This window comes from Haloferax sp. S2CR25, assembly GCF_031624535.1.
Lineage (GTDB): Archaea > Halobacteriota > Halobacteria > Halobacteriales > Haloferacaceae > Haloferax > Haloferax massiliensis.
Genome location: NZ_JAMQOO010000001.1, coordinates 889,552 through 907,718 on the forward strand (window position 1 = coordinate 889,552; position 18,167 = coordinate 907,718).

Genomic DNA, 18,167 nt, shown 5'->3' on the forward strand with positions numbered 1-18,167 from the left:
CCGATATACTGGGTGTGGTTATAATGGGATGCATGCAGCGCGCGGCACCGCAGGAGTTCGACCGCGTCCTCTCTTCGATGTGCACCCGACCGCACCCGGCCGCCCGGAAGGCCGCAGAGCGGTTCTTTGCCACAAACCCCGGCGACCCGGCGACCTATCAGGCCGTCGCCGCCCTCGAAGAAGACGCACTCTCGTACCTCGGCGATATCACCGGCCTCTCGGCCCCCCACGGCTACGTGACGAGCGGCGGGACCGAGGCCAACATCCAGGCCATTCGCGCCGCGCGAAACCACGCCCGCGACGACGACCCGAACGTCGTCGCCCCCGAGAGCATCCACTTCAGCTTCCAGAAGGCCGCCGACGTGCTCGACGTGGAACTCCGAATCGTGCCCGTGGACGACGACTACCGCGCGAACGTCGCGGCCGTCCGCGAGGCCGTCGACGAGCGCACCGTCCTCGTCGCCGGCGTCGCCGGCACGACCGAGTTCGGCCGCGTCGACCCGATTCCCGAGTTGACTGCGGTCGCCCACGACGCCGGCGCGCTGATGCACGTCGACGCCGCGTGGGGCGGCTTCGTCCTCCCCTTCACCGACCACGAGTGGTCGTTCGCCCACGCCCCGGTCGACTCGATGACCATCGACCCCCACAAGTACGGGCAGGCGGTCGTCCCCGCCGGCGGCCTGCTGTTCCGCGACAAGTCGGTCGTCGACTCGCTGGCGGTCGACACGCCGTACCTCGAATCCGCGTCGCAGGCGAGCCTCACCGGAACGCGAAGCGGCGCGGGCGTCGCCTCCGCGGCCGCCGCGATGCGCGAACTCTGGCCCGACGGCTACCGCGACGTCTACGAGCGCCAGCAGGCCAACGCCGACTGGCTCTACGACGAACTCCGCGCCCGCGGCTACGACGCCGTCGAGCCCGAACTCCCGCTGGTCGCCGCGAGCGTCCCCGACGGGCAGTTCGAGTCGCTCCGCGACCTCGGCTGGCGCATCTCGCGGACCGCGAGCGGCGAGCTCCGCATCGTCTGCATGCCGCACGTCTCCCGCGAGTCGCTCCGGGCGTTCCTCTCGGACCTCGACGACCTCCGGTCGGGACCGGCGCGCAACTGAGCCGGTCCGAACCTGAAAACTTACAACCGACTGGCTTCGACCCTCTCGTGTGTCCCTCACCGCGTTCGCATCGCTCGCAGACCTGACGCTCGGGCTGTACCCCGACTTCTCGTGGCTCTCGTCGCTCGTCGAGACGGCCACCGGCTGGGTCGGGTTAGTCATCATCTTCGCGTACTCGTTTCTCATCGCCTTCGCCCTCCCCGGCGTGAGCGAAATCGTTCTCGCCGCGCCGCTCGACCTCGGGCTCCCCTACAGCGCGAAACTCGCGGTCATCATCCTCGTCAGCGGCGCGGGCAAGGCCGCCGGGAGCGTCTTCGCGTTCTATATCGGCCGCCAGACGACGGAGTCGGGCTACGTCGAGCGGGCGCTCGAACGGCTCCCGGTCGACGTGATGGGCTGGACCGAGCGCACGGCCGTCCAAATCGCACAGAACTGGGGCTTCGCCGGGCTCGCGGCCGCGCTCTGCGTGCCGGGGTTCCCCGACACGCTGTCGATTTACGCGTTTTCGGTCCTCGAAGACGACTACCTCAGGTTCGCCGCCGCGACGTTCGTCGGCTCCTGCGGCCGCCTCGTCGTGACGGTCATCGGTATCGAGGCCGCGCTGGCGTTCCTCTGAGCGGGGCGAACGCGCGGGTCGACTCACCCCGCCGTCGTTGTCGCGTCGCCGTCAGTACCGCTGTCAGCCACTTGCTTCGAAGCCCGTCGCGGTCGGTCGACTGCGGCGGTCCCGATGATTTATACGCGCGCTCGGCTTCAGTACCGGTGTGACCGCGACGGGTCTCCCCGACAACATGCGTATGCGCGCTTCCTTTTAGCCGCGGGTGGACCCGCCTCCGGCCGTCGCCTCGGTAACGTGAGTCGACGGTCGGACCCGGCGAACCTCGGGGCGGAATCGCACCGCCAGCCGGACGCATCCGAAGCGGCGGGCTTTAGGCCCGCTTCCGAGATACACGACACATATGAGTCACGAGGACTTCCCCACGGAGAAGCCAGCAGTGGTGACGTGTGGACTGCCGTACGCGAACGGCGACCTCCACATCGGCCACCTCAGAACGTACGTCGGCGGCGACATCTACAGTCGCTCGCTGCGAACACTCGGCCAAAAGACGGCCTTCGTCAGCGGGTCTGACATGCACGGCACGCCCGTCGCCGTCAACGCCGAGAAGGAGGGCGTCACGCCCGAGGAGTTCGCGCTCCGCCACCACGAGAAGTACGAGGCGACGTTCCCCCGCTTCAACATCGAGTTCGACAACTACGGCCACACCCACGACGAGACGAACACCGAACTGACCCAGGAAATCGTTCGGACGCTCGAAGACGAGGGCTACGTCTACGAGAAGGAGATTCCGGTCGCCTACGACCCCGACGCGGACCAGTGGCTCCCCGACCGCTTCGTCGAGGGGGCCTGTCCCTACTGCGGCGCGCACGCCCGCGGCGACGAGTGCGACGAGGGCTGCGGCCGCCACCTCGAACCCGGCGAAATCGAAGACCCGACCTCGACGCTCACCGGCAACCCCGCGGAGTACCGCGAGCGCAAACACAAGTTCTTCGCGGTCTCCGACCTCCAAGACTACCTCCAGGAGTTCATCGACCGCCTCGAAGGCACCTCGAACGCCCGGAACCAGCCCCGCGAGTGGATCGAGGGCGAACTGCAGGACTGGTGTATCACCCGCGACATGGACTGGGGCATCGACTACCCCGGGGAGGAGGGCGACGACCTCGTGCTGTACGTCTGGGTCGACGCGCCAATCGAGTACGTCTCCTCGACCAAGCAGTACACCGAACGCGTCGGTGCCGACACGTTCGACTGGGAGGCCGCGTGGAAGGACGCGGGCGTCTCCGAATCCGACGCGGGTTCGGAGGCTCGCCGGACGGAGTCCGGCGGTGACATCGTCCACATCATCGGCCGCGACATCATCCAGCACCACACCGTCTTCTGGCCGGCGATGCTCCGCGGCGCGGGCTACGTCGAGCCGCGCGCGGTCATGGCCTCCGGCTTCATCACGCTCAACGGCAAGGGCTTTTCCACCTCGCGCAACCGCGCCGTCTGGGCCGACGAGTACCTCGACGAGGGCTTCCACCCCGACCTGCTGCGGTACTACCTCGCCACCAACGGCGGGTTCCAGCAGGACGTTGACTTCTCGTGGTCGAAGTTCAGAGACCGCGTGAACAGCGAACTCGTCGGCACGGTCGGCAACTTCCTCTACCGGTCGATGCTCTTCGCGTACCGCAACTTCGAGGGGACGCCGGACGCGGAGGTGTCCGAGGAAGTCGAAACCCGCATCGAGGAGGCCATCGACGAGTTCGAAGCCGGCATCAACGACTACTCGGTCCGGAAGTCCGGCAACGCCGCCGTCCGCCTCGCGCAGTTCGGCAACGAGTACATCCAGCGCAACGAGCCGTGGAAGCTCACCGACGAGGACCCCGAGGCCGCGGCGCAGGTCATCCGCGACTGCGTCCAGATCGCGAAGGCCATCGCCGTGCTGTTCTTCCCCGTCGCGCCGGGCAAGATGCAGGCGCTCTGGGAACAGCTCGGCGAGGACGGCTCCGTGACCGACACCGGCGTCGACGACGCCTTCGAGGCCCCGCCGGCGACCTTCGGCGAGCCCGAGGCGCTGTTCGAGAAAATCGAAGCCGAGCGCGTCGAGGAGCTCAACGAGAAGCTCGAAGCGCGCGTGGCCGAGACGGAATCCGAAAGCGACGAGTCCGACGAGGACGCGGAGGAGAACATGGACGCTGACACCGACTCCGACGCCGACATCGACTTCGAACCCATCGCGGACGACCGCATCTCCTTCGAGGAGTTCCAAGACCTCGACCTGCGCGTGGGCGAAATCGTCGCCGCCGAGGGCATCGACGGCGCGGACAAACTCGCCAAGCTCACCGTCGACATCGGCGTCGAAGAGCGCCAAATCGTCGCCGGCATCAAACAGCTCCACGACCTCGACTCGCTTTCCGGGTCGAAGGTCATCATCGTCGCCAACCTCGAACAGGCCGAACTGTTCGGCGTCGAGTCCAACGGGATGCTGTTGGCCGCGGGCGACGAGGCCGACCTCCTGACGACCCACGGCGACGCCGTCCCCGGCACGAAAGTCCAGTAAGCGACCGCCCGCGAGCGACGTTTCGACGCGCCGTTTTTTCCGACGCCGCCCCGTTCCAGACGCGGACCACAGCGCCTAACTGCGCCGACTCCCGAGCGTCGCCCATGCGAATCGGAAGACGGGAAGCGGTCGGAATCGTCGTCGCGCTCGCGGTGTTCGCGGGCGTCGTCGCCGCGGTCACGGGCGGCGGCGCGGGCACGCTGACCGTCGAGCGCGTGGACGAACTCCCGCAGGGACAGGGCGCGGTCGCCTTCGGCAACCTCGACCCCGACCAGCGCGAGGCGTTCGAGGAGGCGGTCTCGACCGGCGAACCGGCGGCGCTACCGAACGAGGCGGCGCGAAACGAGTTCGTCGACCCCGGCTACGTCCGGTACGACGGCGGTGTCTACCGGACGACCGTCTCCTCCTGAGCAGGCGTTCGGCGCTCGAATCCCGCGCCGAGACCGGAGCCGATTTGAGCGATGACGCTGGAGCGCCGGCTATGCGAATCAGCGTGTTGCTCGCCGCGGCGCTCGTCCTCTCGACGGGCTGTCTCGGCGGCGGAAGCGGGACGGCGAGGCTGAGCGTCACCCGAGTCGACGACCTCCCGCAGGGCGAGGGAGCCGTCTCGTATCAGAACCTCGCGCCCGACCAACAGTCGGCGTTCCGGCAGGCGCTCGGGGGCGAGACCGTGACGCTCCGGAAGGGAACGGACAGAAACGAGTTCCGCGACCCCGGCTACGTCAGATACGACGGAGAAATTTACCAAACGACCATTATAGTTGCGTGAGGTCGACCGAGCGGTCAGTTCGGTGGGCGAACTATAGAGAGTACGTATGCGAACCCGTTACTCGGCACCGAGTTCATCATCGGGCTTTTTTATCAGTCACTCGTAGGCGATGCCATGAGAAACGCAAAAATCGTCTGCACCCTCGGTCCCGCGTCCTTCGACCGGGAGACGATTCGCGGGCTCGCCGACGCCGGCATGAGCGTCGCCCGGATGAACGCGAGCCACGGCAACGTCGAACACCGGTCCGACGTCATCGACAGCATCCGCGCCGTCGACGACGCGACCGACGAACCGCTCGCGGCCATGCTCGACCTGCAGGGCCCCGAAGTGCGAACCGCCGAAATCGACGAGGACATCTACCTCGAAACCGGAAGCGAGGTCCGCTTCTACGAGGGCGACGACGCCACCCCCGAGGCCGTCGGCCTGTCGTACTCCATCACCGCCGCCGAGGCCGGCGACACCATCCTCCTCGACGACGGCCGCATCGAGGCCACCGTCGAGTACGTCGAGGACGACTCGGTCCACGCGACCATCGTCTCCGGCGGGAAGCTCAGTTCGCGCAAGGGCGTGAACGTCCCCGGCGTCGACCTCGACATCGACCTCATCACCGACTCCGACTACGAGAACCTGAAGCTCGCCGCGGAGAAGGAAGTCGACTACGTCGCCGCCTCGTTCATCCGCGACGCGGAGGACGTCTACACCATCAGCGACACCCTCGAAACCCTCGGCGCGGAGATTCCCATCATCGCCAAAATCGAGCGCGCCGGCGCGGTCGAGAACCTCGACGAAATCATCCAGGCGGCCCACGGCGTGATGGTCGCCCGCGGCGACCTCGGCGTCGAGTGCCCCCTCGAAGAAGTTCCCATCATCCAGAAGCGCACCATCCGCAAAGCGCAGGCCGCGGGCGCGCCGGTCATCACCGCGACCGAGATGCTCGACTCGATGGTCCGCTCGCGCCGCCCGACCCGCGCGGAGGCGTCTGACGTCGCCAACGCCGTCCTCGACGGCACCGACGCCGTGATGCTCTCGGGTGAGACCGCCGTCGGCGACCACCCCGTCCGCGTCGTCGAGACGATGTCCCGCATCGTCGAGGAGGTCGAAGCCAGCCCCGAGTACGACGAGAGCCAAGAACAGCGCGTCCCGACCGCCGACGAGGGGTCCCGCACGGAGGCGCTGGCCCGCTCGGCGCGCTACCTCGCCCGCGACGTGAACGCCGCGGCCGTCGTCGCCGTCTCCGAGTCCGGCTACACCGCCCGGAAGACCGCGAAGTTCCGCCCCGGCGTCCCCGTCGTCGCCGTCACGCCGAACGACCGGACGCGCCGCCAACTCGCCGTCTCGTGGGGCGTCTCGGCGCAGTACGCCGACTACAGCCCGAGCGTCGAGGGCGTCATGGACGACGCGGTCACCGCCGCGCTCGACGCCGGCGTCGCGGAGTCAGGCGACACCATCGTCGTCCTCTCCGGCATGATGACGGAGCTCGAAGGGACGAACACGACGAACATGCTCAAGGTCCACGTCGCCGCCGAACCCGTCGCCACGGGCCGGAAAATCGTCGGCGGCCGCGTCGCCGGCCCACTCTACCGCACCGAGGACGGCGACCTCACGGACGTCCCCGAGGGCGCGATTCTCGCGCTGTCGGCCGAGTTCGACGGCGAGTTCAACGGCGACGCCGACAAGCTCGCCGGCATCGTCGACGCCCGCGCGGGCATGACCGGCTACCCGGCGCTCGTCGCGCGCGAACTCGACATCCCGATGGTGTCGGGCGCGCCGCTTCCGAAAACCATCGCGCAGGGCGCGACCGTCACGCTCCACGCCGAGCGCGGCATCGTCTACGAGGGCGACGTCATCAACCACGACCGCGACAGCCGGTAGGAGTGCGGTAGCCCTTTCCCGACGCGACGCCTACGCACGAATCGATGTCCCGCGCACCCTCTCCCGAGGCCGACGACGACCGCGACGCTGACGGCGACGGCGAGTGGCGCTTCGGCGTCGACGACGTCGGTCCCGACGGCATCATCGACGACGAACCCGAGGTCGAACAGCTCCCCATCGAGCCGGAGTCGCCGCGGGCCGAAAACGTCGCGTTCGTCCTGCTCGGCGTCCTCCTCGCGGTCGGACTCATCGTCGTCACCGTGTTCCCGGGCGCGTTCTGAGCGACCCGCCGGACGCCGACCGCGACCTGTTTCGAGCGCCGAGTTCGGCCGCCGTCTCGCCTCCGACTTTCCGTTTTGATAATCGGGACTGTTGATTTATGTGACCCCGAGGGAAACCACCGCCAACCACCCGACCGGGACGGACGGAATGACCGACAAAGCGCACCCTCCGCGTCGGTCGCCGCGTCGATTCTCCCCGCGGCGCTCCGCGCTCCGACGCCGACGGTCCCGAACCGGGACGGACGCGGCCGCGGCGACGACCCCCCTCCCAGTCGTCTCGCGGCCGCCGGAGCCGGCCGCCGCCGGGACGAACACCGAGACGACAAGATGACACACGACCGACGACGCGGACACGACCGACGACCCGCCCCAACCGAGCCGGAGGGACGCGAACAGTGACGAGACTCGTCGAACTCGACCCGGCGAAGTTCGTCCGGTTCCTCGCGGACCTCTGGACCCAGCGGAACTGGCAGACGAACGTCCAGCCCCGCGGCGAGGGGAGATACCTCGTACAGGGCCAGCGCGGCGACGGCACGAAGGGACTCATGCTCGCGCTCCCGGCCGTCGAGACGACGGTCGAGAAACAGCACGTCAAGGGCTTCGTCGCGCACGCGAAAAAGCGCGATATCGACACCGTCGTCGTCGCCACGCAGGGCGAGTTCGCCGACGCGGTCCGCGGGTTCGCCACGAGCCACGACGTGACGCTGTTCGACCGCGACGAACTCGGCCGGACCGTCGCCGACGAGGGCCTCGAACAGACCGTCAAGCAGTACACCGACGGCGAGGTGTTCGAGACGGCGGAAGTCGAGTTCGGCCTGCCGTTCGACCTGCCCGAACCGTTGGAAGAGGCGCTCGCGTCGCTCCCGATAGCCGCCGCGCGCGAACGACTCGCCGGACTCGCCAGCGGCATCGGCGTCGGCGGTGGTGACGGTGACGGCGACGGCGGAGGTGACGGCGGAGACGGAAGCGGAGGCGGAAGTAGCGGTGACGGTGACGGCGGAAGCGGCGGCTGGAAATCCGTTGGGAACACCCTCCGCGACGGACTCCCGTCGTCGGTCGGCGACCTGAAATCGGGGTCGCCGCCGAGCGTCCGCGTCGTCGTCGTCGCCGTCCTGTTGCTCGTGCTCGCGCTCGGCTTCGTCGCCGTGCTCGGCCCGATGGTTGACGGACTCGGCGGACCGACCGGCGACGGCGGCGGAGACGAAGGCGGCGTCTCCGTCTCCGCCCTCTCGGGTGCGAGCGCCGACTCCGCCGACGTAGTCGCCCGGTGGAACGCCCGGACCGCCGACACGCTTCGGGTGGGCAACCGAACGTACGCCGCGCCGGAGGGAGAGCGGTTCGTCGTCGTCGGACTCAACGCCACGGCCGGAGGCGACGCGCCGGGGTCGCTCCCACAGTCGGCGCTCGTGTTCGAGTCCGACGGCGTCAGCTACGGCTACCAACCGCTGTCGAACGCGACCGGCTTCCGCAACGGCGGGCTGTTCGCCCCCGACGAGCGCGCGCACGTCTGGACCGTCTTCTCCGTGCCGACGAACGCGACCACCGGGACCGTCTTCGTCCGGCCGACGAACGAGGACTCCGTGGCGTTCGTCCACGACCGGTCGGTCTCGACCGACCCGAACGACGAGGACTGAGCGGGGAGCGGCCGCCCCCGCTGAACCCGCGCCGCGTTCGACCCTCAATCCTTAATCGGGCGACGGCCCTAGACCCGGTATGGCACACCCGCCGCTCCCGTTACAGACCGGTCTCGTCAGTCCCGAGACGCTCCCGCTTTTGCTCGTGCTCGCGGGGCTCGGCCTGTCGCTCGCGGAGGCCATCGCCCCCGGCGCGCACTTCGTCGTCCTCGGCGTCGCCCTCCTCGCGGCGGGGCTGGTCGGCCTCTTTATCGCGCCGCTCGCAGGCCCGATAGCCCTCGGCCTGCTCGTGTTGGTCTTCGGCGCGCTCGCGCTCTACGGCTACCGAGAGCTCGACATCTACGGCGGCAAGGGAGAGGGGAAGACGAGCGACTCGGACGCGCTGACGGGGAAGATGGGGCGCGTCACGGAGCGCGTCACGCCGACCAGCGGCGAGGTCAAACTCGACGAGGGCGGGTTCAACCCTTACTACGCCGCCCGGTCGGTCCACGGCGAGTTGGAAGTCGGAACCGAGGTCATCGTCGTCGACCCCGGCGGCGGCAACGTCGTGACCGTCGAGGCAGTCGGCCCCGGCGAGGACGAAATCGACCGCGAACTCGCCCGCGAGCGGGCGCGACGACGGCGCGAGGAGTCCGCGGAGCGAGACGAAGAACTCGAACGCGAGGGTACGGAAGGCGTCTGACCGGCGTCCGCGACGCCGCGGTCGGCCCGAACCGCATCGACCCGAACCGCCGTTGGCCGCCCCGTCACCCCGAAACCGTCCGACGTGACGGCCGAACCACACGAATACTTATCATTCTGCCAACCCAAGGCGGGCTTATGGACCTACTTGCCCTCCAGGCGGGGCTGGGTATCGGAGGCGTCGTCGCCGGCCTCCTCGTGCTCGTCCTCGCCATCGTGACGGTGTATCAGATGGTCGAAATCGTGGACGCCTACGAGAAGAAGGCGCTCACGGTGTTCGGGGAGTTCCGCCGGCTCCTCGAACCGGGTATCAACTTCATCCCGCCGTTCGTCTCTCGGACCTACGCGTTCGATATGCGGACCCAGACGCTCGACGTGCCCCGGCAGGAAGCCATCACGCGCGACAACTCGCCGGTCACGGCCGACGCGGTCGTCTACATCAAGGTGATGGACGCGAAGAAAGCGTTCCTCGAAGTCGACGACTACAAGCGCGCCGTCTCCAACCTCGCCCAGACGACGCTCCGGGCCGTCCTCGGCGACATGGAGCTCGACGACACGCTCAACAAGCGCCAGGAAATCAACGCCCGCATCCGCAAGGAACTCGACGAGCCGACCGACGAGTGGGGCGTCCGCGTGGAGTCCGTCGAGGTCCGCGAGGTCAACCCCAGCGCCGACGTCCAGCAGGCGATGGAACAGCAGACCTCCGCCGAGCGCCGCCGCCGCGCCATGATTCTCGAAGCGCAGGGTGAGCGCCGCTCCGCCGTCGAACAGGCCGAGGGTGAAAAGCAGTCGAACATCATCCGCGCGCAGGGCGAAAAGCAGTCGCAGATTCTCGAAGCGCAGGGCGACGCCATCTCGACGGTTCTCCGCGCGAAGTCCGCCGAGTCGATGGGCGAACGCGCCATCATCGACAAGGGGATGGAGACGCTCGAACGCATCGGACAGGGCGAGTCGACGACGTTCGTCCTCCCGCAGGAGCTCACGTCGCTCGTGGGTCGCTACGGCAAACAGCTCACCGGCTCCGACGTACAGGACACGGAGGGCCTCTCCAGCAAGCAGTTCGACGAGGAGACCCGCGAGCTCATCGGCCTCGACGACATCGAGGAGATTCTCGGACAGATAGACGAGGCCGCGGAGATGAACGTCGAACAGCTCGAACAGGAGGCGGAGGCCATCAAGGCCGGCGCGGAGGTCAACGACATCAAGTCGCCCGACGAGGTCATCGCCGAGGCCGACGAGAACGAGACCCCCATCAAGTCGTCCGACGAGGTCGTCGCGGAAAGCGAGGGCGCGGACGCCGCGGCCGACGAGTCGGCGGACGCGAACTCCGCGGGCAACGGCCAACCGGCCACAGACGCCGGCGACGAGGACGACGGCGACGACGAAAGCGAGATGTCCTTCGAGAAGGACCTCGAATAGTCGCATCGACCGACCGTCCCGGGTTCGGACGGGTGTGAATGCCGAAGCCCTTTTCTTCGCGCCGTCTCGTATGTGGGTGTAGATGTCGAACCGCCGGGTAGACGAAGACAAGCGCGCGACCCTCCGTCGGTTCGCCGCGCTCGGGGCCGCGACGCCGCTCGTGGGCCTCGGGGGCGGCGACGACGGCGACGACGACTCGTCCGGGTCGAGCGACGCGCGGGACGCCATCGTCGGCTACGTCGCGTCGACGCCCGGCGCGCACTTCTCGAAGGTCCGCGACGACCTCCAGTTGGGAACCGGCGAGACGCAGTACCACCTCCGGAACCTCGTCGACGACGACACGCTCGAAGTGCGCCGCGACGGCGACTACAAGCGGTTTTTCCCCGCGAGTCGGTTCTCCGAGTTCGAGCAGGTCGCGCTCGGCTATCTCCGCCGCGACACGCCGCGCGGGATGCTCGTCCACCTGCTTCGCGACCCCGACGCGACGGGAAGCGAACTCGCCGACCGCCTCGGCGTCTCGCGGGCGACGGTGAGCACGTACGCGAAGAAACTCGACGCCGTGGGCCTCCTCTCGCGCGAGGACGGCTACGCGGTCCGCAACCCCGAGACGGTCATCACGCTCCTGATTCGCTACGCCGACTCCTTCGGCTCCGACGCCGCGGCGTTCGCCGACGACGCGGCCGAACTCATCCGGTTCGACCCCTGACGAGGTCGGACGAGTCGAGGCCGGCGGTCGAGACGGGCGACTGACGCTGTACCGTGTGACGGTTCCGTGTCCATACCGACTCCCAGCGGCGGGGCTGGGACGCGAGAAAACCCGAAAAACGGGGATGGAACGACGCGTGGGTGGGAGACGACGGCGTTCCGGGTGGGAGCGGCGCGAGGGAGGACGCGCCGGGGTGCACGCCGAGGACGGCGTGCGGCGGGGCCTGAGTGAAACGTCAGCGGGGGCTCAGACGGTCACCTTCCACGTGGTGCCCGAGGAGTAGCCCCACTTCTCGACGCTCACGTCGAAGTCGCCGTCGAGGATGGGGCGCATGTTCGCGCCGACCTCCTTCGCCGAGAGGTCGAGGTCGTCGGCGATGAGGCGGGACTTGAAGTACGTCTTCGCCCCGGCGTTGGAGCGGAGGTAGTCGAGGATGCGGCGCTGTTTCTCCGAGAGACTGCGGTTGGCGTCGAGGACCTCGCCCTCGACTGCGGTCGCGGAGGCGGTCGTGCTCATACCTACACAGAGAGACGAGACGCCTATCAGGGGTTTGGTACGGGAACTTAACACGGCGCTGTCTTGCGATTTTTACCGAAAACGAGCCGCCGGGAGGGCTCCACCGAGCCGTCGCAGGTACAGTCGCCTAACACCCACGCGACGCGGACACACCAACGAGGGAACAGGCCGGACGCATCGGAGCGCGTCGGGCCGCGCCGGGGCGCATCGAAGCGGTCGCCGAACACCCGAACGTTCCGAACTGTCCGTCTCACGGACCGTACCTGTCCCAAGACAGAAAATTCATACGCGGATAGCGGCCATACGACGACAATGGGTCGCCCGACAGAACGACGCCCGACCGCCGCGACCGCGGCCGGCGTCGAAGTGAGCGTCGTCCTCCCCGCCTACAACGAGGCGCGGACCATCGAAAACACGGTCCGCGTCACCGTCGAGACGCTCGAATCGTTCCTCCCCGCCGACGCCTTCGAAGTCATCGTGGCCGAAGACGGCTGCGACGACGAGACGCCGGAGATAGCCGACCGGTTGGCCGCCGAGGACGACCGGATTCGCCACTACCACAGCGACGAGCGCCTCGGCCGCGGCGGCGCGCTCGAACGCGCCTTCGAGGCCGCCGACGGCGACACGCTCGTCTACTTCGACACGGACCTCGCCACGGACATGCGCCACCTCGAAGAACTGGTCGAGCGCGTCCGCTCCGGCGAGTACGACGCCGCGACCGGGTCGCGCTGGATGCCCGACCGCGTCGCCGACCGACCGCGGAAACGCGGCGTGCCGAGCCGCGTCTACAACGGGCTGGTCCGGCTGTTCCTCCGGTCTGACCTCCGCGACCACCAGTGCGGCTTCAAGGCGTTCAGCCGCGAGACGTTCGAGGTGCTCCGCGACGACGTGGAGGACAACCACTGGTTTTGGGACACGGAGATGCTCGTCCGCGCCCAGCGCGCGGGCTTGCGGGTCGCCGAGTTCCCCGTCGACTGGGAGCCGAAAGGCGACACGAAAGTCGACCTCGTCCGCGACGTCCTCGGGATGGGGAGCCAGATTCTCCGGACGTGGTGGCAACTGTCGGTCCGGCCGCGCATCACCCGCCGGGTGACAATCGTCGCCGGTCTGCTTTTGACCGTCTTCGCGCTCGCGCTGATGACGCTGTACATCGACCCCTCGGAGGTCATCTCGGTGCTCGGCGACGCCGACCCCGCGCTCGTCGCCGCCGCCGCGGTTATCTACGTCGTCTCGTGGCCGCTCCGGGGGATTCGCTACCGCGACATCCTCGGCGAGCTCGGCTACCGCGAGAAGGCGAGCTTCCTCACGGGGGCGATATTCATCAGTCAGACCGGGAACCTCGTGTTTCCCGCCCGCGCGGGCGACGCCGTGCGCGCCTACGTCGTGAAGGCGCGCCGGAACATCCCGTACCCCTCGGGCTTCGCGTCGCTCGCGGTCGAGCGCGTCTTCGACCTGCTCACCATCGCGGGGCTCGCGGGCGTCGTCCTCGTCGGCCTCGCGGCGACCGGCGGCCTCGACGACATCGCCACGGTGCTGGCGACCGGCGTGAGCGGCGGCTCGGTCGACGTGTCCGCCGACGACGTGCGCACCGTCGCCTACGTCGCCACGGGCGTCGGCGTCGTCGCCATCCTCGGCGTCCTCGGCATCGCGCTGTCGGCCCGCGCGGACCGGAACGTCGTCCGGGCGTTCGTCGGCCGGTTCTCATCGGACTCCTACGTCGACCTCGTCGCGGGCGTCATCGAGCAGTTCGTCTCCGACCTGCAGGCGGTCGCCGGCAACCGCGCCGCCTTCACCCGCGTCGGCCTGACGAGCCTCGCCATCTGGACCGTCGACGTGGTGACCGCGGTCGTCGTCCTGCTCGCGCTCGGCGTCGATATCGACCCCGTCGTCCTCGTCGGCGTCTCGTTTTTCGCCGTGAGCGTCGGCAACCTCGCGAAGGTGCTTCCCCTCTCGCCCGGCGGCGTCGGCCTCTACGAAATCGCCTTCACGGTGTTCATGGCCGCGCTCGCGCCGGTCACGCCCGCCGCCGCGCTCGCCGCGGCGGTCCTCGACCACGCCGTCAAAAACGCCGTCACCGTCGTCGGCGGCGTCGCCTCGATGCTGTCGCTCAACGTCTCGCTGACGACCGCGGTCGAAGAGAGCGCGGACGTGCGCGACCACGAGCGCGAACTCGCCGAGTCGGAGTAACGGGAGTCAGTACAGCTCGCAACGGAACGGCGCGAACGCGCCCGTCACGGCCGATTCGAGCGCGTCGGTTCGGGTGAGTCGACCGCCGGTGAACACGCCCGCCGCGCCCTCGTTTTTCGCGATGTCGTCGGTGCCGAGCACGTCGTCCATCACCGGCCCGAGTTCTTCGCCCGCGTCGATTCGGTCCGCGATGCGGGCGGGAAGCGGGAGGCTCGGCCCCGCCGCGCGGCCGACGCGCTCGCCGTCGGTCACGGCCGCCCACATCACGAGGTACAGGTCGGTCTCGTCTGTGCCGTCGCCGGCCGAGAAGGTCGCCACGCCGCCCTCGATGCCGACGCCGAGGTCGTAGTCGCCCGCGTCGAGCGCCCGCTCCGCGCGGGTGACAGCGCCCGCGATGGTCTCGTCGTGGCCCGTCGGCTGTTCGGAGACGCCGGAGTCGACGGCGACCGCCGCCACGGAGGCGTCGGGACAGGTTCGTTCGACCGCGCGCCGCTTCACCGGGTTGCCGCTTCCGACCGCGATGTCCATGTCGGAAGCGCGTCGCCCGGTTATTTCCCTTCGTCGGATTCGGTCGCCGAGGGAACCCACGGCTCGGGGAGGTCGGCGTCGGGGTGCAACAGTCGCGCGAGTCGGTCGACGCCGGAAACGACGGCCGGACTCGGCTGATTGAGAAGCGAGTCGTCGACGGCGTGGACCGCGGCGTCGACGTTCCACCCGCGGGCCGCGAACGCCTCGGGGTCGCCGCGCTCGCCTTTCCCGCAGGGGTGGAGAATCACGTGGTCGGGGGCGACGGCCGCGACGGCCTCGGAGTCGACCTCGGCGGACCGCTCGCCCGGCGCGACGAGCGGGGCGGAGCCGCCGGCGGTGCGGACGAGGTCGGGGACCCAGTTGCCGGCGGCCATCGGCGGGTCGGCCCACTCCTCGCAGTAGACGGTCGGGCGGTCGCGGCCGGCGACCGCGTCGGCGACGCGGGCGAGGTGGTCGCGGCAGTCCTCGGCGAGCGTCGCCCCCGCGCCGGCGTCGCCCGCGGCGTCGCAGACGACGGGGAACGAATCGAACACCTCGTCGAGCGTCGCGGGCGCGACGTGGACCACGTCGTAGCCGCGGTCGCGGGCCGCCGCCGCGACGTCCGACTGGAGGTCGTCGCAGGTGCAGACGGCGTCGGCGGCGAGTTCGGCGACCCGGTCGAAATCGGGGTTCAACCAGCCGCCGACGACCGGCTTGTCGGTCGGCGAGTGGACGGTCGCCCCGACGACGTGGGCGTCGAGACCGGCGGCGGTGAGAATCGCTGTCGCGCTCGGCGCGAGCGAGACGACGCGGGGATTCGCGGCCATGGGTAGTCGTGGCAACGACCCTTCGGAAAAAGTATGTGTCGCGTCGGCGGTCGCCGGCGAATCGTCGATGAATGCCGATGCGTCCCCGAATCCATCACGAACCTCAATTACCCGTGCGACGGCCTCACACAGGTAAACGCCGCCGCTCGCCGAAAGCGATACCAAACCATTTATGCGGTCGTCTGCGGTTGCTGGTGTTACGGACAGCATCCGGGTTCTATCCGCCTCTAACCACCCATTCCCGGAGCACCCGCCGTCGTATCCATGAGTGAACGAATCTGGACCCGAAACCCCGGCGCACAGGAGCAGGAACGAAACACGCAGAACGGCCGACAGGAGGCCGAGGAACAGGAAGAGACGAAGGGCGACACGCTGCAGTGTCCCGAGTGCGGCGGTCACGTCGTCACCGACGACGAACACGGCGAGACCGTCTGTAACGACTGCGGCCTCGTCGTGACCGCGGACTCCGTCGACCGCGGCCCCGAGTGGCGCGCGTTCGACGCCCGCGAGAAAGACGAGAAGTCCCGCGTCGGCGCGCCGACGACCAACACGATGCACGACAAGGGGCTGTCGACCAACATCGACTGGCGCGACCGCGACGCGTACGGCAACTCCCTCGGCGCGCGGCAGCGCCAGAAGATGCAGCGGCTCCGCAAGTGGAACGAGCGGTTCCGCACCCGCGACTCCAAGGAGCGCAACCTCAAGCAGGCGCTCGGCGAAATCGACCGCATGGCCTCCGCGCTCGGCCTCCCCGAGAACGTCCGCGAGACGGCATCGGTCATCTACCGCCGCGCGCTCGACGACGACCTCCTGCCGGGTCGTTCCATCGAGGGCGTCGCCACGTCGTGTACCTACGCCGCCGCCCGCATGGCCGGCGTCCCCCGCTCGCTCGACGAAATCGCGGAGGTCTCGCGCGTCGAGAAGAGCGAGGTCGCCCGCACCTACCGCTACATCGCGCGCGAACTCTCGCTTGAGGTCAAGCCCGCGGACCCCGAGCAGTACGTCCCGCGGTTCGCCAGCGAACTCGGCCTCTCCGACGAGTCGAAGATGCGCGCGCGCCAGCTCCTGAAGAACGCCAAGGAGAAGGGCGTCCACTCCGGCAAGTCGCCGGTCGGCCTCGCCGCCGCCGCCGTCTACGCCGCCGCCCTCCTCACCAACGAGAAGACGACGCAGGCCGCCGTCAGCGACGTGGCCGACATCTCCGAGGTCACCATCCGCAACCGCTACCACGAACTCCTCGAAGCCGAGGAGAACCTCGGTCTCGTCTGAGCGCGCGCCAGACGCCCGCGCCGAGCGACGGTTCGACCGGACGAAACGACTCGATTTTCGGTTATTCGCCCGCCAGCGGCGGCGCTCGACGCGACGCGCCACCGGCGAGTCGCGGGTCGCGGTCGCCCGTCGCGGCGCCGACCGCCCCCGCGCCGAGGCGAAGGGTTTTGTTTCGGGGCGAACACGTCCGGACGATGCGCACGACGCACGCCCTCGCGGTGGGCGACGCCGCCGACACCGGACTCGCCGACGAGAGCGTGAACCTCGTCGTCACGTCGCCGCCCTACCCCATGATAGAGATGTGGGACGACCTCTTTTCGGCGCGCGACGACGCCGTCGACGCGGCGCTCGACGCGGGCGACGGGGACGCCGCCTTCGAGGCGATGCACGAACAGCTCGACGCCGTCTGGGACGAGGTGGCCCGCGTGCTCGCGCCCGGCGGGATGGCCTGCGTGAACGTCGGCGACGCGACGCGGAGCCTCGACGGGTCGTTCCGCCAGTACGCCAACCACGCCCGCGTGCTCACCGCGCTCGCCGAACGCGGGCTGACGCCGCTCCCGGACGCCATCTGGCGCAAACCGACCAACAGTCTGACGAAGTTCATGGGGTCGGGGACGCTCCCGCCGAACGCCTACGTCACGCTCGAACACGAGTACGTCCTCGTGGTCCGCAAGGGTGCCCCGCGGTCGTTCCCGCCGGGCGACGAGCGGCGCTACGAGAGCGCCTTCTTCTGGGAGGAGCGCAACCGCTGGTTCTCCGACCTCTGGGAGTTCGGCGGGACCGACCAGCGCCTCGATTCGGGGACCAGAGAGCGCTCGGCGGCGTTCCCCGTCGAACTGCCGCTGCGCCTGATTCGGATGTACTCCGTCTACGGCGACACCGTCTTCGACCCCTTCGTCGGCACCGGGACCACGACGCTCGCGGCCATGTTCGCCGGCCGGGACTCCGTCGGCTACGACCTCGACGCCGACCTCGTCTCGGGGTTCGAACGCCGACTCGACGACCTCCCAGAACGCTCGCGCGCGGAGGTCGAACGCCGACTGGACGCACACAGAGAGTTCGTCGCCGACCGCGACGACCGCCCGGGTCACGACGCCGAACACTACGACTTCCCGGTCGTGACGAAACAGGAGCGTCGCATCCGACTGTACCGCGCGTCGTCGGTCGAGGCGTCGGCCGACGGGGCGGACCGCGAGTTCGTCGTCGAACACGAGCCGTTCGACGGGGCAGAGGCGGCCGAGGCGTCGGAGCGGCCCGAACTCTCGGAAGACGCGACGACGACCGACTGAGTT

General features: G+C 69.1%; 17 protein-coding genes. 14 read left to right on the top strand and 3 right to left on the bottom strand.

Annotated elements, in window-relative coordinates; translation table 11 throughout:
* The first annotated feature begins 32 nt into the window (after positions 1 to 32).
* The 11 genes from mfnA (at position 33) to NDI65_RS04725 (ending at position 11,569) form a co-directional block, all read left to right on the top strand.
* Positions 33 to 1,106, top strand: a complete 1,074-nt coding sequence (gene mfnA / locus NDI65_RS04675; RefSeq protein WP_089778915.1) for a tyrosine decarboxylase MfnA — start codon at positions 33 to 35, stop codon at positions 1,104 to 1,106.
* A 49-nt stretch (positions 1,107 to 1,155) separates the two neighbouring features.
* Complete coding sequence (locus NDI65_RS04680) at positions 1,156 to 1,722, top strand: VTT domain-containing protein (protein ID WP_089778917.1); 567 nt, start codon at positions 1,156 to 1,158, stop codon at positions 1,720 to 1,722.
* 343 nt (positions 1,723 to 2,065) lie between these two features.
* Positions 2,066 to 4,207: a methionine--tRNA ligase gene (gene metG, locus NDI65_RS04685; protein ID WP_089778919.1), complete on the top strand. Its 2,142-nt coding sequence runs from the start codon at positions 2,066 to 2,068 to the stop codon at positions 4,205 to 4,207.
* Between the two features lie 104 nt (positions 4,208 to 4,311).
* The gene (locus NDI65_RS04690) at positions 4,312 to 4,617 is read left to right on the top strand and encodes a hypothetical protein (RefSeq protein WP_089778921.1); all 306 of its coding nucleotides are present in this window, start codon (positions 4,312 to 4,314) and stop codon (positions 4,615 to 4,617) included.
* Between the two features lie 71 nt (positions 4,618 to 4,688).
* A complete protein-coding gene (locus NDI65_RS04695; RefSeq protein ID WP_007275122.1) occupies positions 4,689 to 4,976 on the top strand; it encodes a hypothetical protein in 288 nt (95 codons plus the stop codon).
* A 114-nt stretch (positions 4,977 to 5,090) separates the two neighbouring features.
* Positions 5,091 to 6,848, top strand: coding sequence for a pyruvate kinase (gene pyk / locus NDI65_RS04700; RefSeq protein WP_089778923.1), 1,758 nt, complete (start codon positions 5,091 to 5,093; stop codon positions 6,846 to 6,848).
* Positions 6,849 to 6,892: 44 nt separating this feature from the next.
* Positions 6,893 to 7,129 carry a hypothetical protein gene (locus NDI65_RS04705; protein ID WP_089778925.1) on the top strand — a complete coding sequence of 79 codons (237 nt, stop codon included), beginning with the start codon at positions 6,893 to 6,895 and terminating at the stop codon, positions 7,127 to 7,129.
* A 395-nt stretch (positions 7,130 to 7,524) separates the two neighbouring features.
* Positions 7,525 to 8,763, top strand: a complete 1,239-nt coding sequence (locus NDI65_RS04710; protein ID WP_089778929.1) for a restriction endonuclease — start codon at positions 7,525 to 7,527, stop codon at positions 8,761 to 8,763.
* Positions 8,764 to 8,842: 79 nt separating this feature from the next.
* The gene (locus NDI65_RS04715; RefSeq protein ID WP_089778931.1) at positions 8,843 to 9,445 is read left to right on the top strand and encodes an NfeD family protein; all 603 of its coding nucleotides are present in this window, start codon (positions 8,843 to 8,845) and stop codon (positions 9,443 to 9,445) included.
* A 137-nt stretch (positions 9,446 to 9,582) separates the two neighbouring features.
* On the top strand, positions 9,583 to 10,863 hold the full coding sequence (locus NDI65_RS04720; protein WP_089778933.1) for an SPFH domain-containing protein: 1,281 nt from the start codon (positions 9,583 to 9,585) through the stop codon (positions 10,861 to 10,863).
* 82 nt (positions 10,864 to 10,945) lie between these two features.
* The gene (locus NDI65_RS04725) at positions 10,946 to 11,569 is read left to right on the top strand and encodes a MarR family transcriptional regulator (protein ID WP_089778935.1); all 624 of its coding nucleotides are present in this window, start codon (positions 10,946 to 10,948) and stop codon (positions 11,567 to 11,569) included.
* A 246-nt stretch (positions 11,570 to 11,815) separates the two neighbouring features.
* Here NDI65_RS04725 and NDI65_RS04730 read toward each other — a convergent pair whose 3' ends face one another.
* A complete protein-coding gene (locus NDI65_RS04730) occupies positions 11,816 to 12,085 on the bottom strand; it encodes a hypothetical protein (RefSeq protein WP_004972643.1) in 270 nt (89 codons plus the stop codon).
* Positions 12,086 to 12,397: 312 nt separating this feature from the next.
* Here NDI65_RS04730 and aglD point away from each other — a divergent pair, with 312 nt between their 5' ends.
* Positions 12,398 to 14,272, top strand: coding sequence for a flippase domain-containing glycosyltransferase AglD (gene aglD / locus NDI65_RS04735; protein ID WP_089778937.1), 1,875 nt, complete (start codon positions 12,398 to 12,400; stop codon positions 14,270 to 14,272).
* A gap of 6 nt (positions 14,273 to 14,278) precedes the next feature.
* Here the strand turns inward: aglD and yjjX are convergent, their stop codons facing one another.
* Both yjjX and NDI65_RS04745 read right to left on the bottom strand, forming a co-directional pair.
* A complete protein-coding gene (gene yjjX / locus NDI65_RS04740; protein WP_089778939.1) occupies positions 14,279 to 14,800 on the bottom strand; it encodes an inosine/xanthosine triphosphatase in 522 nt (173 codons plus the stop codon).
* A 20-nt stretch (positions 14,801 to 14,820) separates the two neighbouring features.
* Positions 14,821 to 15,606, bottom strand: coding sequence for a helical backbone metal receptor (locus NDI65_RS04745; protein ID WP_310893432.1), 786 nt, complete (start codon positions 15,604 to 15,606; stop codon positions 14,821 to 14,823).
* 264 nt (positions 15,607 to 15,870) lie between these two features.
* On the opposite strand from NDI65_RS04745, the gene NDI65_RS04750 reads away from it, so the two are divergent.
* Together NDI65_RS04750 and NDI65_RS04755 are read left to right on the top strand one after the other, a co-directional pair.
* Entirely contained in the window at positions 15,871 to 16,875 is a 1,005-nt protein-coding gene (locus NDI65_RS04750; RefSeq protein ID WP_187367311.1) for a transcription initiation factor IIB, read from the top strand.
* Between the two features lie 194 nt (positions 16,876 to 17,069).
* Complete coding sequence (locus NDI65_RS04755) at positions 17,070 to 18,164, top strand: site-specific DNA-methyltransferase (protein ID WP_089778940.1); 1,095 nt, start codon at positions 17,070 to 17,072, stop codon at positions 18,162 to 18,164.
* Positions 18,165 to 18,167: the final 3 nt, after the last annotated feature.